Consider the following 14,765-nt stretch of genomic DNA (forward strand, 5'->3'; position numbering starts at 1 on the left):
CGATGTTCATGGGTTCCCCGGCGTTCGTCTCAGCAGTACGACGACGCAGCCCCTCGAAAGGTGAGGCCACGCGGCAGCGATATCCCCATGACGACGCGCCTCAGGGCCGGTAAGGTCGTGATCTTCGGCTGGCGTCGGCTGCCGGAGTTTCGCAGGGTGGACACCCTTCAAGGGCTGGGTGGAGCCGATTGGCGACATGAGCGAGGTGGGTCGCTCGCTCGCTTTCGGTGATTGGCAGCAGTGGCCTGCCGAGCAGGCCGCCGCCGTTCGGGGGTTTCTGCACTCATGGTGGGAGCACAGCCTCACCACGCCCGATATCGCCGTACCCGCGTACGAAGTGCTCACGCTGTGCGTCGAGGCGTCCGGTACGCTCGCGCCCTGGCTCGACGCCTGGGAGTCGCTGAGCGACCCGGTGGCCGACCGGCGGCTGGCCGAGATCGTCGCTCGCTGGGGGCCCGACCTGCTGGAGAACCAGTTTCCCTGGCACACCCGGAATGACGAGCAAGCCCAGCGCGCGGAGCTGACCGCCTGGCTGGTACGCCACGCTCCCGCCCGCTTGCGTGCTGCCGGCGCACCGGAGCAACTGCTCCCCGGCGGCGACGAGCCGGCGCCTCCTGCCAGCGCGGCCTACATCGTGATGGCCGATCCGGAGGGAAACGGGCTCTGCTTGGGCTGAACGACGGGGAACTTCACCCCGGTGAGGTCTTCGGAGACGGCCCACAGCCGCTGCTGGACGGCTATCTCGTACGACTCCGGGCTGGAGGTGACCAGCCGGGGGTGGCCCATGATCTCGTTGCGTCCGCCGGGACCGTAGTACTGGCCGCCGAGCGCGGCGGGGTCGGTGGCGGCGCGCAGGGTCGGCAGCGCGCCCATCGCCGGCGTCTGGGTGATCAGCGGCGCGAGCCAGGTGAGCGGAAGCCGGAGGGCCGCGGGGGTGTTGCGGGCGAGCTCGGTGCTGGACATGCCGGGGTGCGCGGCCACCGCGACGGTGGTGCCGTGCGTGGCGAGCCGGCGCTGCAGCTCGTACGTGAACATCAGGTTGGCCAGCTTGGACTGTCCATAGGCGGCGACCCGGCTGTACGACCGTTCCCACTGCAGGTCGTCGAAGTGGATCGCGGCCCGGATGCGGTGGCCGGTGCTGCTGACCGTCACCACGCGCGAGCCGGGCACCGGCAGCATCAGGTCCAGCAGCAGCCCGGTGAGCGCGAAGTGGCCGAGGTGGTTGGTGCCGAACTGCATCTCGAAGCCGTCCCGGGTGGTCTGCTTCGGGGTGTACATCACGCCGGCGTTGTTGATCAGCAGGTCGAGCCGGTCGAGCCGGGATCGCAGCGCCGCCGCCGCGGTGCGGACGGAGTCGAGCGAGGTCAGGTCCAGCGCCTGTACGGTCACGTCGCCGTTCATGCGGGCCGCGGCCTGCTCGCCCTTCTCGACGTTGCGCACGGCGAGCACCACGGACGCCCCGCGCTCGGCGAGCGCCTTGGCGGTCTCGTACCCCAGTCCGGTGTTGGCCCCGGTCACCACGGCCACCCGCCCGCGCTGGTCCGGGATGTTCGCCGTCGTCCACTTCACGCTCATGTCAGGCTCCCAACTAACTAACGTACCGAAGGTATCTTGTACCGACGACGTTAAAGTACTTCCGGTACGTTGTCAACGTACCGGAGGTACTTAAGTTAGGCTGGCGATCGTGACGTTCCAGCGGGCGCGAACTGAAGAGCAGCGGGAGATCCGCCGACGGGCGATCCTCGACATGGCGTCGGCGATGCTCGACGAGATGCCCGTGGCCGCGGTCACCCTGAACGAGCTCAGCCGCCGGGTAGGCCTGGCGAAGCCGAACGTGCTGCGCTACTTCGAGTCCCGCGAGGCGGTGCTGCTCGCACTGCTGGACCACTTTTTGCAGGAGTGGCTGACGGAACTGGCAGGCGAGTTGGCCGCCGGCATCGACGAAAACCTCCCCATGGCGGAGCGAGCGGCAGCGGTGGCCGAGATCCTCAGCCGCTCACTCTCCGGCCGAGTGGTGCTGTGCGACCTTTTCGGCGCACAGGGCAGCGTCCTGGAGCACAACGTCTCCGTCGAGGTCGTAGCACGCTACAAGCGCGCCTCCCTGGACCGCCTGACAACCATGACCGCCCTGATCCAGAAGTACCTGCCGGAGCTGGGCGAGAACGCAACACTGTTCAGCCTGCAAACCATGGTCATGGCCGGCGCGCTGTCGGCGTACAGCACACCCCCGCCCAGCCTGCAGGCCGCCTACCAGGCCGAGCCCGACCTGGCCCGCTTCCACTTGGAGCTGAAGGACTCCTTGAAGCAGGCCCTGACCGCAACCCTCCTGGGCGTGCTCCCCCGCCGCTGACCCGCGTTGCGCTGGACAGGCCCGAACCTCTGTATTTCTCGCGCCCGGACGGTGGACCATGGGACTCGACAAGCCTCACTTGACGAGATACTCGTCGGCCGCGTCGGTGTGAATCTGTCAGAGGCCGAATCGATACAGGAACGGTCCATATTCAGCGCGGCAATATGGTCCATTCTCATCATGTCTTCCACTCCTGGAGTTTCTCCGCGTGTTCGATCTCTCCTGACAGCCGCCGTGCTGGCCGCCGGCGTGGTCGTCGCCGTCTCCCCGCCGGCCCACGCGGCAGCCCCGGCCGTCCAGATCACCAAGATCGACTACGACTCCCCCGGCTCGCCCGACAGCGGGCAGAACAACAGCCTGAACGGCGAGTACGTCCAGCTCAAGAACATGACCAAGAAGGCCGTCAGCCTCAGGGGCTGGACCATGCGCGACAAGACGAGCCGATCTGACCACGTCTACACGTTCGGCGCGTTCACCCTCAAGGCCGGGAAGACGGTCACCTTACGGACCGGCCGGGGCAAGAACACCTCCACCGTTCGCTACTGGGGCAGGAGTGGCGGCGGGACCTTCGCCTACATCTGGAACCAGAGCTCGGACACCGCGTACCTGCGGAACGTGGCCGGCAAGCTGGTGGACTCCTGCTCGTACAACTCGTCGCGGGACGACTACAAGATCTGCTGACCTCGGCCCACGCACATCCGGCCCCCGGTGCTCGCCGAGGGCCGGACGGACAGCGGCTGGCCGGCTGCGCATGCACCCCCGGCCCTCGCGGCTGCTTGACCCGGGCCGGTACCGATCGACTTCGCACGCTCACCCCGTTTTCTCGGCCAACTCTCCGATACGCATGTACCCGCCCTTCCAGTGACCCTGCTCACAGGGCTTGCCTCTCACATCAATGTCAGGATTTAGCGTTGCGGCAGGTCCTACCAGGGAGAAAACATGAAGATTTCCGGTTCTGTCGCACTCGTCACCGGCGCCAACCGCGGCATCGGGCGGCACTTCGCCCGGCTGCTGCTTGAGCAGGGCGCGAGCAAGGTGTACGCGACCGCGCGCACCCCCGAGTCCATCGACATCCCCGGTGTCGAGACGCTGCGGCTCGACATCACCGACCCGGCGTCGATCGCCGCCGCGGCCTCGGTCGCGACCGACGTCGACCTGCTGGTCAACAATGCCGGCATCGCGACCTTCACCAACCTCGTCACCGGTGACCTGGACAAGATCCGGCTGGAGATGGACACCCACTTCTACGGCACTCTCGGCATGATCCGGGCCTTCGCCCCGGTGCTCGGCGCCAACGGCGGCGGCGCGATCGTCAACATGCTCTCCGCGCTGTCGTGGTTCTCCTACGACGGCGCCAACTCCTACGGCACCGCCAAGGCCGCCGCGTGGAGCCTCACCAACGGCGTGCGACTCGAACTCGCCCAGCAGAAGACGCTGGTGACCGGTGTACACCTGGGTCTGGCCGACACCGACATGGCGGCCGGCGCCGACGGCCCCAAGGCCGACCCGGCCGACGTGGTCCGCGCGACGCTCGACGCTGTCGAGGCCGGCAAGCTGGAGGTCGTCATCGACGACTGGAGCGCCCACGTCAAGGCGTCCCTGTCCCGCGATCCGCTCGAGTTCTACGGCCAGTCCCTGGCGAGCTGACGAGCTGACGAGCTGACGACGGGAGGCCGGTGGGGAGGACACAGACCCTCCCCACCGGATGTCTCACTCGATGCCGAGGCCGGCTTCGGCATCGTCGGCTTGGCCTGCGACGGATAGTCGGATCGTCCAGTCAGTCCACCGGTTCCACCATTCTCACCGCCTCCGGGCTGGGCTCATAGTTACTTCACCTGAGCGGATCCCCCCTCGTGAAGTCCAGCCCTCGTTCTCACCGGAGGCGCAATGCCGCATCGAACCGGCCCCCTGGCCGCCGTGCTGATCCTGTCCGCGTTACTCCTCAGCCTCCTCACCGCTCCCCCCGCGCTGGCGCTGACGACCCGCGCCGTGAGCTCGCCGGACGGGCAGCTCGCCGTCACCGTCACCGAGCAGCCCCAGGGAGCGCTGACCTTCGCGGTGACGGCGGGGAGCACCTCGATCTTCGGGGACTCGCCCCTGGGCATCGCCACCTCGGCAGTCGACCTGCGCTCCGGGCTGGAGTTCGTGACGGAGTCCCGCAGGGAGATCGACACGACGTACGAACTGCCCGCCGGCACCAAGCCGTCCTACCGCGACCACGCGCACGAGCTGGTGCTGACGTACGCCAAAGCGGGACAACAGCTGGAGCTGGTGATCCGGGCCTACGACGACGGCGTCGCCTACCGCTACCGGCTGCCGGGCAGCGGCGCGGTGTCGATCACGGACGAGGTCAGCGGGTGGCGTCTGCCGGCGACGACCGGCGGCTGGGCCGCCCCCTGGAACGGGAACTACGAGCAGGACTACACCTACCGCGACGCCGCCCAGCTGAACTCCGCCACCGACCTCACCATGCCGCTGCTGGCGTCGATCGACGACAACGCCTACTTCACCGTGCTCACCGAGGCCGAGGTGGTGAACGCGAACGCCTCCTACGTGCCGTCCCTGCTGGCGGGCAGCGGCGCCGGCGACGGGCTGCTGAGCCTCAGGCGGACGCCGGACCAGGCGTTCCCGGTCTCGGCGACGTACCCGTTCCAGACGCCGTGGCGGGTGGCGATCATCGCGAAGGGCGTGGACCCGCTCTACAACTCGGACCTGGTGCAGCACCTGAACCCGCCCGCGACGACCGACGCCTCCTGGGTGCGCCCGGGGCGGGCCGCGTGGTCCTGGTACGCCGACGGGGACAGCGCCGCCGACCTCGACAAGCAGAAGGAGTACGTGGACTTCGCCGAGTCGATGGGCTTCGAGTACGTGACCATGGACTGCTGCTACGACCGGACGAAGGACCTGCCGGCCATCGCGGAGTACGCGAAACGGCACGGGGTGGACATGTTCGCCTGGGTGAACGCCGAGCCGTTCGCCGATCCGGCCGTCGCGGACGCGCTGATGGCCGAGCACAAGGGGTACGGCATCAAGGGTCTCAAGGTGGACTTCTTCCTCAAGGACTCGCTGGAGGCGATGGGCTGGTACCAGTCGATCGGCAAGGCCGCGGGTGACCACGAGATGATGATCACCTTCCATGGCAACACCAAGCCGGGCGGCGAGAACCGTACCTGGCCGTGGCTGGTGACCACGGAGGCGGTGGCCGGGACCGAGCACTACCTGTACCCGCCGCCCACGACGGCCCGCCAGGACGTCACCTACCCGTTCATCCGGAACATGCTCGGCGGCATGGACTACACGCCGGCGATGATCTCGGAGAACGCGTCGATCCTCACGCAGGGGCACACGCTGGCGCAGGCCGTCGTGTACACCTCCGCGATGGTCAACTACGCGGACTCGGCGGCGGCGTACGAGCAGTGGGACGGCCGTCACCTGATGCGCGCGCTGCCGACGACGTGGGACGAGACGAAGGTCGTCGAAGGGTTCCCCGGAGATCACATCACGGTCGCCCGGCGCTCCGGCGGTGACTGGTTCGTCGGCGCGATGACGTCGCCGGCCAGGACCGCGACGGTTCCGCTGACGTTCCTCGACGCGGGTACGTACACCGCGACGATCTTCGCCGACGACGGCTCGGGACGGCTCACCACGTCCACCCGGAGCGTCACGAAGGCGACCACGCTCTCGCTGCCGATGATCGCCACCGGTGGGGTCTCCGTGCACCTGTCGAAGACCCCGCTGCCGGCGATCGGGTCGGGGGACACGCGGTACGAGGCGGAGAGCGCGTCCAACACGTTCAGCGGTTCGGCGGTGATCCACGACTGCAAGGGATGCTCCGGCGGGAAGAAGGCCGGCGGTCTCGGGTTCAGCGGTTCGGTACGGTTCAACGACGTGCTGGCCGCGACCGCGGGCGAGCACCGGCTGACCTTCACCTACACCTCGGGCGACCCGCGGTCGTTCGAGATACGGGTCAACGGCGCCACCGTCTCGACGGAGAACCTGAAGGACTCCGGCGGCTGGGAGCACGTCGGCAAGTGGTCGCTCGACGTGCCGCTCAACGCGGGCGCGAACACCATCACCTTCCTGAACGAAGACGACTACACCCCCGACGTCGACGCGCTGACGATCGCGCGCACGGTGCAGGCCGAGGCGCCGGCCAACACCCGCCAGGGCGGCGCCCACGTGGCGCGGTGCTCGGGGTGCGAAGGCGGCGCAGGGGTGTCCGGGGGATCGCTCAAGGTGCCCGTCGACGCCGTCTCGCCCGGCAACAAGACAGTGCGGATCCACTACGCGTCCGCGACCGCCGGCTCGATCAAGGTGGCGGTGAACGGCGGATCGGCCGTCACCGTACCGCTGCACGCGACGGGCGGCGCCGACACGCCCGCGACCGTGACCGTCGGGCTGCCGCTGAAGTCCGGCGCGAACACGATCGTCCTCGAGAAGGCCTCCGACGTAACCGTCGACTCGGTCGACCTGGTGCTGTGACCCGAGTGGTGTGGGCGGCGCGACGCGGTGCCGCCCGCACCGTCGGATCGTCCATGCCCTCCCTGTGAAAGCCCATGTCAAAGAGGATTAACCGCCCGATAGCGTCATCGATGTGGAGAACGTGGTGACCGACAGAGAAATCGACGCCCAGGTCGAGAACCCCGGCACGGGAGTGCGGCTGACCGTCACCCGGCAGGGTGCGGACGTCCTGGTGGTCCCGCTCGGGCTGGAGCTCGACGGCCGGCGACTGGGGACGGACGCGGAGCTCGTACGCGGGTCGGAGCGGACGATCCGGGACCGGTTCCGCGCCCGCTCGGGCAAGGCGGTCAGCGAGCACGGCTACGAGCATCGTGAGATCGTGTACGACTTCCGCGAGGCCGGCGTCGCCTGGCAGGTGATCCTCCGGGTGGCGCGGGACGGCGTGGCGATCCGCTACGCCCTGCCCGCGCTGGACGGGACCGCCCGCGTCACCGGCGACCGGACCGCCGTCGCGCTGCCCGCCGGGGTGCGGAGCTGGGTGCTCGACTACCAGACCTGGTACGAGACGCCCCGCTTCGGGGCCGACGGCGGCGAGTTGCCGAGCGGCGCGTACGGGTTGCCGTACCTGGCCCGGCTGGACGCGACGACGCACCTGCTGATCACCGAATCGGGGATCGACGGCCGGTTCTCCGGAGCACACGTCGAGACGGGCGAACCCGACGCGGACGGCACGGACGGCGGGCTGACGTTGCGGTTCGTCCTCGCCGACGACAGCGTGGAGGTCACTCGCGGTGTCGTCACGCCGTGGCGGGTCCTCCTCGTCGGGACATTGGCAGAGCTGGTGTCGTCGCTGCTCGTGGACGAGCTCGCGCCCGCGGCCTCCCCCGAGCTGGAGGAGGCGGACTGGGTCCGGCCTGGGCGGGGCGCCTGGTCGTGGTGGTCGGACTTCTACTCGGGCGCGCAGCTCGCCAAGCAGCGCCACTTCGTCGACGTGGCCGCCGCCCTGGGGTGGGAGCACCTGCTCATCGACTGCGGGTGGGAGGAGACCTGGGTGCCGGAGATCGTCTCCTACGCCAGCAGCCGGGGCATCCAGGTACATCTGTGGACGATCTGGCGCGACCTGAACAGCCCGGAAGCCCTCCGCAAGCTGGCGCTCTGGCGGTCCTGTGGCGTCGCCGGGATCAAGGTCGACTTCATGGAGTCGGAGTCGAAGGACCGGTACCGCTGGTACGACACGATCCTCACGGAGACGGCCCGGCTCGGGCTCATGGTCAACTTCCACGGCTCGGTGATCCCGCGCGGGTGGGGGCGGACGTTCCCGCAGGTGATCGGGTACGAAGCGATCCGGGGCGCCGAGTACTACGTGTTCTTCGAGGACCAGGCGCTCACCGCCGCGCACAACGTCATCCAGCCGTTCACCCGCAACATCGTCGGCGGCATGGACGCCACCCCGGTCGCGTTCGGCGCCCCGAACCGTACGACCAGCGACGGGCACGAGCTGGGGTTGTCGGTGGCGTTCGAATGCGGGATCACCCACTTCGCCGACCACGTGGACGCGTACGTGAGCCGCCCGCTCGCGGCCCGGTTCCTGGCGGAGCTGGCGCCGAGCTGGGAGGAGACGATCCTGCTGACGGGCGACCCCGACAGCCACGCGGTCCTGGCCCGCCGCGCCGGCGACCGCTGGTTCGTGGGCGGCATCGCCACCGGTGCCCGCCGCACGATCCACGTACCACTCGACGCCCTTGGACTGTCACCGGACGCCCAGGTGTGGATCGTCGGCGACCCGCCGGAATCTGCGGCGACCGACGAGTTCCCCGCGACCCGCGCCGCGCAGACGGCCACGACGGGCGAGACAGCCGCGACCGGACTGGCGGAGACTGCCGCGACCGGACTCGCGGAGACCGCCACGATCGCCGGGGAGGCGATCGACGTCGAGGTTGCGCGCGACGGCGGTTTCGTCGCCATCGTGGCGCCGGCCGGCACCGACCTGTTCCGGGCCACGCCCCGGCCGCGTCATACCGCGCCGACCGTACACCCGGCCGTCGCCGAGGTCGGCGCTGACGGAACCGCGACGATCACGACCGACGCCGATGCCCAGCTGCGCCTTCCCCCCGGCTGGTCAGCCGACCGCATCGACCCAACCGACCGCGCGGGCGAGGTCCGCTGGGCCGTTCGGCCCGCCCCCTCGCTGGGGACCGGGCGGCTGGGGGTGGTGACGGTCGAGCGGGACGGCGATGGGCGGGTGCCCGTCGTGGCGCACGCGCGGGTCGTGCGACCGTTGGAGCCCGGCCGCCACGCCCTGTCGGACCTGCCGATGGTCGCCTTCGTCAACGAGGACGGCCCCGTCGAGCGCGACCAATCGAACGGCGCGGGCAACCCCGGCGACGGCCGCCCCATGCGGGTGGCGGGCCAGGGCTACGACCGCGGCCTCGGTACGGCGCCGTACTCGGAAGCGCACTTCCACCTCGGCGGGCACGCGGAGACGTTCACCGGCGCGGTGGGAGTGGACGACGAGTCGACCGGCAGCGCCAGGGTCGGCGTCGTCGGCGACGGCCGCGAGCTGTTCACCGCCGTCGTCGAGGCCGGCAAGCCCGCCACGGACTTCACCGTGAACGTCCGGGATGTCCAGACCCTGTGCCTGCGCAGCGAGGCGGCCACCCCGGACGACCACGGCGTGCACGTCGACTGGGTCGGCCCGGCCCTGCACGTCACATCCACCAGCCGATGACAACGCACAGCACGACCAGAGGAACACCATGAAAAGCACGTGGAAGGCGGCCCTGGCGATGGCCACGGCGGCGACGCTGCTCACGGCCTGCGCCGGCGAGACAGGGTCCGGCCCGAACGAGAAGGTCACGCTCACCTACGCCAACTGGAGCGAGGACCAGACTCCCGCGATGGAGCAGATCGCCGCGGAGTTCCAGAAGGCGAACCCGAACATCACCGTCAAGGTCCAGACGCTGCCCTGGACGGAGTACTGGTCGACGCTGCAGGTCGGCGCCGCGGGCGGAACCGCGCCGGACGCGTTCTGGATGCTCGCCGACCACTTCCGCGAGTACGCCAAGGGCGGCCAGCTGCTGGACCTGTCGGACACCGGCCTGGACATGAGCGTCTACCCCAAGGCCGTCACCGACGCCTACACCTACGAGGGCAAGACCTTCGCCCTGCCGAAGGACTTCGACACCAACGGCATCTGGTACAACAAGGCGCTGTTCGACGCCGCGAAGGTCCCCTACCCGGACGACACCTGGACCTGGCAGGACGCGCAGGACGCCGCCGAAAAGCTGACCGACAAGGCCAAGGGCGTGTGGGGCATCGCCGCGCCGATCGACCCGCAGGGCGGCTACTACAACACGATCCTGCAGGCCGGCGGCCAGATCATCAAAGCCGGCGGCACCGCCTCGGACTTCGCGAGCCCGGCGAGTGTCGCGGGCCTGAAGTTTTGGACCGACCTGCAGGCGGCCGGCTCGTCGCCGACGCTGAAGCAGCTGTCGGACACCGAGGCCGTCTCGATGTTCGAGAACCAGAAGGTCGCCATGTACTTCTCCGGCGCGTACTGGGCCTTCCGCTTCCACAACAGCCCCGCGCTGAAGGGCAAGGTCGACGTCGCGCCGCTGCCGCAGGGCGTCAAGCGCGCGACCGTGACCAGCGGCATCGGCAACGCCGGGTACGCGGGCACCAAGCATCCCGAGGAGCTGAAGAAGTTCCTGGCCTTCCTGGGCGGGACCAAGGCCGCCGAGATCCAGGCCGCCACCGGCACGGTGCTGCCCGCGTACCAGGGGACGCAGCAGCCGTGGCTGGACTCGATGCCCGAGTTCAAGCTGCAGGTGTTCATCGACGCCATCGAGTACGGCGTGCCGCTGCCGATCGCCGGGAACACGGCGGAGTGGCAGGGCCTGGCCGCCGAGCACCTGGCTCCCGCGTGGGACGGCAAGAAGCCCGTACAGGAGGCGGCCCAGGAGTATCAGGCGGCCGTCGACAAGGTTCTCGCGAAGCAATGACGGTCACGACCACGAAGCCCGTGCGGGCGCGGCGGCCGGCCGGCCGCCGCGCCCGTGTCAGCGAGCCGGGCGGCTGGTGGGCGGCCGCGTTCATCGCCCCCGCGCTGATCGGGCTGGCGGCCCTCTACCTGTGGCCGTTCCTGTCCACCATGATCAAGAGCTTCCAGGACGTGCCGGCGTTCGGCCCCGCCACCTTCGTGGGACTGGACAACTACGCGACCCTGATCGGTGATGCGGACGTCTGGAAGGCGTTCGGCAACTCCGCCCTCTACACGGCGATCATCCTGCTCGGCATCCCCCTGTCCATCATGCTGGCGGCGCTGATCGAGCAGGTCGGCCGGGGGCGCACGGTCTACCGGGTGCTGTTCTTCCTGCCGGTGGTCACTCTGCCGGTGGCGATCGGCATGGTCTGGCGGTTCATCTACAACGGCGACTTCGGCCTGCTGAACACGGTGCTGTCGTGGTTCGGCGTGGCCGGCCAGTACTGGGTGGCCGACGCCCGGTTCACGATCTACGCCTTCGGCGTGGCCGGCATCTGGATGGGCCTCGGCATCAACCTGATCATCCTCGGCGCCGGACTCCAGGCCATCCCGAAGGAGCTGTACGAGGCCTCCGCACTCGACGGCGCGGGCCGCGTACGGCAGTTCTGGCACATCACCGTGCCGCTGCTCAGCCCGAGCATCTTCTTCGTGACGATCCTGAACGTGATCGCCGCCCTGCAGATGTTCGACCTGATCTTCGTCATGTTGCGCGGGGTGAACAACACGGCCCTCGCCGACTCCAAGACGATCGTGTACCTGTTCTACGAGAAGGCGTTCGTGCAGTTCGACCAGGGTTACGGCGCCGCGATCGCGATCGTGCTGCTCATGGTGATCATGGTCGCCACGGCTCTGCAGTTCCGCCTTCAGAAATCGTGGGTGTTCTATGGCTGAGACCGCCGCCCGTCCCCGCCCGCGCCGTCGGCGGCGTGGGCGTACGACCTGGCCGATCCACGTCATTCTCATCGTCGCGGTCGTCATCATGGTGGTGCCGTTCGTCTGGCAGATCCTCACCCTGTTCAAGTCGGCGGCCGAGGCGACCAGGGTCCCGCCGACGATGCTGCCGGAGAGCCTCGGCCTGGGCTCGTTCGCCACGTTCTTCACGACCGTGCCGTTCTGGTCGATGTTCGGGGTGTCGGTCGGCGCGCTGGTGCTGCGGGTCGGGGGCCAGCTCGCGGTGGCGGCGCTCGCCGGGTACGCCTTCGCCCGCATGCGGTTCCGGGGGCGTGACGCGCTGTTCGGGGTGTTCATCGTCATGCTGATGGTGCCGAGCCAGCTGTTCCTGATCGGGCAGTACGGGCTGATCCGCGACCTGGGGCTGCTGGACACCCTGCCGGCGCTCGCCATCCCCGGCCTGTTCTCGGCGTTCGGCACCTTCCTGATGCGTCAGGCCTTCATGACCATGCCGAAGGGGTACGAGGAGGCGGCGCGGCTCGACGGCGCCAACACCTTCCAGGTGTTCTGGTACGTCATGCTGCCGATGGCCAGGCCGATGCTCGCCGCGCTCGCCGTGCTGACCGGCCTCTACTCGTGGAACGACCTGCTCTGGCCGCTGATCGTCTCACCTTCAGGGGAGAACCGGCCGCTGCCGGTCGGCCTCGCGGGGCTGCAGGGACAATTCGGTACGGACTACCCGACGTTGATGGCGGGGGCGTTCGTCTGCTCCATCCCGCTGGTGATCGTCTTTCTACTGCTGCAGCGGCAGTTCTTCGCGGGCATCGCGAACAGCGGCCTCAAGGGATGAGGGGAAGACAGTGACGGACACAATCGACGAAGCGGTGGAACTGCGTACACCGGTTCATCTGCGCGCGGGAGGCACCAGCGTCGTCGTCGCCGTCGACGGCGGCCGGCTCCCGCGCATCCTGCACTGGGGAGCGGACCTCGGCCCGCTGGGGGACGACGCCCTGGCGGACCTGCACCGGGCCGCGCTCCCGGCCATCGGCGACAGCGCGGTCACCTACCCGCAGCCCGTCCCCGTCCTCCCGCAGCTGGCCGAGGGCTGGCTCGGGCGGCCCGGACTGGTCGGCGACAGCGACGGCCGCCGCTGGGCGCCGAAGTTCCGGCACGCGACGTACCGGCTCGACGACGGGCCCGTGCTGCGCTGTACGGCGCGCGACCCGGAGTACGGCCTGACCGCCGACATCGAGATCCAGGTCCTCGCCGCCGGCGGGCTGGTACGCCAGCGGGCCCGGATCACCAACGACGGCGCTTCGCCGTACCGGGTCGGCGGTCTTGAGCTGGCCCTGCCGGTGCCGCAGGAGGCGTCGGAGATCCTCGACCTGACCGGGCGGTGGGCGCTCGAACGGGTGCCGCAGCGGCGGCCGTTCCACGTCGGGGAGTGGGTACGGGCCTCGCGCGGCGGCAAGCCGGGCCTGGAGCACACGCTGCTGCTGGTGGCCGGTGAGGAGGGGTTCGGGTTCCGGGAGGGGGCGGTGTGGGCCACCCATCTGGCCTGGAGCGGGAACCAGGTGCTCGCCGCCGAGCGGACCCCCGCCGGGACCAGGCACCTGGCGGCGGGAGAGGTGTTACTCGCGGACGAGGTGGTGCTGGGGCAGGGCGAGTCCTACCAGAGCCCGTGGCAGTACGGGTCCTGGGGAGTGGGGCTGGACGAGCTGGCCTCGCGGTTCCACCGGTGGCTTCGGTCGCGGCCCTCGCATCCTCGCTCGCCCCGGCCTGTGGTGCTGAACACCTGGGAGGCCGTCTACTTCCGGCACGACCTGGCGACTCTGGTCGCGCTCGCCGAGCGTGGGGCGGAGGCCGGGGCCGAGCGGTTCGTGCTGGACGACGGGTGGTTCCTGGGGCGGCGGGATGACACCAGCTCACTGGGTGACTGGAGCGTTGACCCGGCTGTGTGGCCGGACGGGCTTGAGCCGCTGGTCGCCCGGGTGCGCGAGCTCGGGATGGAGTTCGGGCTGTGGTTCGAGCCGGAGATGGTGAACCTGGACTCCGCGTTGGCTCGCGTACATCCTGAGTGGGTTTTCGACGCCGGGCACGGGCCTGGGCCGTCCTCCCGCTACCAGCATGTGCTCGACCTCGGGCATCCCGGTGCTTATCGCTATCTGCTGGAACGGATGAGCGCGCTGGTCGGTTCGCTGGGGATCGACTACATCAAGTGGGATCACAACCGGTACCTGACCGACGCCGGGCATGGGGCCGATGGGCGGGCGGGGGTGCGTCGGCAGGTTCTGCAGGTGTATCGGCTGATGGCGGAGCTCAAGGCGGCGCATCCGGGGCTGGAGATCGAGTCGTGTGCCAGTGGTGGCGGGCGGATCGACCTGGGGGTGCTGGAGTACGCCGACCGGTTGTGGCCGAGTGACTGCAACGATCCGCATGAGCGGCTGGAGATCCAGCGGTGGACCGGGCTGCTGGTGCCGCCGGAGATGCAGGGCACGCACATCGGAGCCGAGGAGACGCACACCACCCATCGGACGCATCCGCTCGACTACCGCGCGGAAAAGGCGCTGTGGGGGCACCTCGGCGTCGAGGTGAACCTGCTCACCATGGATGACGAGGCCCGGGGGGCGGTCGCGCGGTGGATCGCGTTCCACAAGGAGCATCGGGCGTTGCTGCACTCGGGTGCGGTGGTGCACGCCGACCTCGCCGACGCCGGGCTGCGGCTTGAGGGTGTCGTGGCGGATGATCGGAGCGAGGCGCTGTACGCGTTCAGCGTCGTGGAGCGGTCGGCGACCTGGCCGCCCGGGCGGATTCGGCTGCCTGGGCTGGACGACGACCTGGTGTACACCGTTTCAGCTGTGTATCCGGGTTCGCCGCCGAGCATGGTGCTGCCGCCGTGGCAACGCGACGGTGTCACCCTGCCTGGGCGGGTGCTGCGGCTCGTCGGGGTTGAGGCACCGTCGCTGGACGTCGACCGGTCGGTGCTGATCCGCGTCGTCAGCCCACCGGCGGGTTCGTGAC

Annotated in this window: 11 protein-coding genes; 10 read left to right on the forward strand and 1 reads right to left on the reverse strand. The window is 69.5% G+C overall.

Annotation, left to right across the window (positions count from 1 at the left end; genetic code table 11):
- Positions 1-196: 196 nt before the first annotated feature.
- Positions 197-676 carry a hypothetical protein gene (locus ACIBQX_RS40565; RefSeq protein ID WP_397014222.1) on the forward strand — a complete coding sequence of 160 codons (480 nt, stop codon included), beginning with the start codon at positions 197-199 and terminating at the stop codon, positions 674-676.
- On the opposite strand, the gene ACIBQX_RS40570 is transcribed toward ACIBQX_RS40565, so the two are convergent.
- Positions 628-1,575 carry an SDR family NAD(P)-dependent oxidoreductase gene (locus tag ACIBQX_RS40570; RefSeq protein WP_397014224.1) on the reverse strand — a complete coding sequence of 316 codons (948 nt, stop codon included), beginning with the start codon at positions 1,573-1,575 and terminating at the stop codon, positions 628-630. The two genes, ACIBQX_RS40565 and ACIBQX_RS40570, sit on opposite strands and share 49 nt — an antisense overlap.
- Before the next feature lie 109 nt (positions 1,576-1,684).
- Between ACIBQX_RS40570 and ACIBQX_RS40575 the strand changes: the two genes are divergently transcribed.
- From ACIBQX_RS40575 to ACIBQX_RS40615, 9 genes are all read left to right on the forward strand, one after another.
- On the forward strand, positions 1,685-2,350 hold the full coding sequence (locus ACIBQX_RS40575) for a TetR/AcrR family transcriptional regulator (RefSeq protein WP_397014226.1): 666 nt from the start codon (positions 1,685-1,687) through the stop codon (positions 2,348-2,350).
- A gap of 180 nt (positions 2,351-2,530) precedes the next feature.
- Positions 2,531-3,031 carry a lamin tail domain-containing protein gene (locus tag ACIBQX_RS40580; protein WP_397014228.1) on the forward strand — a complete coding sequence of 167 codons (501 nt, stop codon included), beginning with the start codon at positions 2,531-2,533 and terminating at the stop codon, positions 3,029-3,031.
- A 258-nt stretch (positions 3,032-3,289) separates the two neighbouring features.
- Entirely contained in the window at positions 3,290-3,997 is a 708-nt protein-coding gene (locus tag ACIBQX_RS40585; protein ID WP_397014230.1) for an SDR family oxidoreductase, read from the forward strand.
- 240 nt (positions 3,998-4,237) lie between these two features.
- Complete coding sequence (locus ACIBQX_RS40590; RefSeq protein WP_397014232.1) at positions 4,238-6,832, forward strand: glycoside hydrolase family 97 catalytic domain-containing protein; 2,595 nt, start codon at positions 4,238-4,240, stop codon at positions 6,830-6,832.
- Between the two features lie 124 nt (positions 6,833-6,956).
- The gene (locus tag ACIBQX_RS40595; protein ID WP_397014234.1) at positions 6,957-9,539 is read left to right on the forward strand and encodes a glycoside hydrolase family 97 catalytic domain-containing protein; all 2,583 of its coding nucleotides are present in this window, start codon (positions 6,957-6,959) and stop codon (positions 9,537-9,539) included.
- A 28-nt stretch (positions 9,540-9,567) separates the two neighbouring features.
- Positions 9,568-10,812, forward strand: a complete 1,245-nt coding sequence (locus ACIBQX_RS40600; protein ID WP_397014236.1) for an ABC transporter substrate-binding protein — start codon at positions 9,568-9,570, stop codon at positions 10,810-10,812.
- Positions 10,809-11,744, forward strand: a complete 936-nt coding sequence (locus tag ACIBQX_RS40605; RefSeq protein ID WP_397014238.1) for a carbohydrate ABC transporter permease — start codon at positions 10,809-10,811, stop codon at positions 11,742-11,744. The genes ACIBQX_RS40600 and ACIBQX_RS40605 overlap by 4 nt, the downstream gene beginning before the upstream one ends.
- Positions 11,737-12,594 (forward strand): carbohydrate ABC transporter permease, encoded by an 858-nt coding sequence (locus ACIBQX_RS40610; RefSeq protein ID WP_397014240.1) that lies wholly within the window; start codon positions 11,737-11,739, stop codon positions 12,592-12,594. Before ACIBQX_RS40605 ends, ACIBQX_RS40610 begins: the two co-directional genes overlap by 8 nt.
- A gap of 10 nt (positions 12,595-12,604) precedes the next feature.
- Entirely contained in the window at positions 12,605-14,764 is a 2,160-nt protein-coding gene (locus ACIBQX_RS40615; RefSeq protein WP_397014242.1) for an alpha-galactosidase, read from the forward strand.
- Position 14,765: the final 1 nt, after the last annotated feature.

Origin of the sequence: Nonomuraea sp. NPDC049714 (assembly GCF_044465295.1) — a bacterium.
In the GTDB taxonomy this organism is placed as follows: domain Bacteria; phylum Actinomycetota; class Actinomycetes; order Streptosporangiales; family Streptosporangiaceae; genus Nonomuraea.

Excerpts from the sequence above, each read along its gene's own strand:
- ACIBQX_RS40565 (WP_397014222.1), top strand. The coding sequence starts at position 197 with ATGAGCGAGGTGGGTCGCTCGCTCGCTTTCGGTGATTGGCAGCAGTGG.
- ACIBQX_RS40570 (WP_397014224.1), bottom strand. The coding sequence starts at position 1,575 with ATGAGCGTGAAGTGGACGACGGCGAACATCCCGGACCAGCGCGGGCGG.
- ACIBQX_RS40580 (WP_397014228.1), top strand. The coding sequence starts at position 2,531 with ATGTCTTCCACTCCTGGAGTTTCTCCGCGTGTTCGATCTCTCCTGACA.
- ACIBQX_RS40585 (WP_397014230.1), top strand. The coding sequence starts at position 3,290 with ATGAAGATTTCCGGTTCTGTCGCACTCGTCACCGGCGCCAACCGCGGC.
- ACIBQX_RS40590 (WP_397014232.1), top strand. The coding sequence starts at position 4,238 with ATGCCGCATCGAACCGGCCCCCTGGCCGCCGTGCTGATCCTGTCCGCG.
- ACIBQX_RS40600 (WP_397014236.1), top strand. The coding sequence starts at position 9,568 with ATGAAAAGCACGTGGAAGGCGGCCCTGGCGATGGCCACGGCGGCGACG.
- ACIBQX_RS40605 (WP_397014238.1), top strand. The coding sequence starts at position 10,809 with ATGACGGTCACGACCACGAAGCCCGTGCGGGCGCGGCGGCCGGCCGGC.
- ACIBQX_RS40610 (WP_397014240.1), top strand. The coding sequence starts at position 11,737 with ATGGCTGAGACCGCCGCCCGTCCCCGCCCGCGCCGTCGGCGGCGTGGG.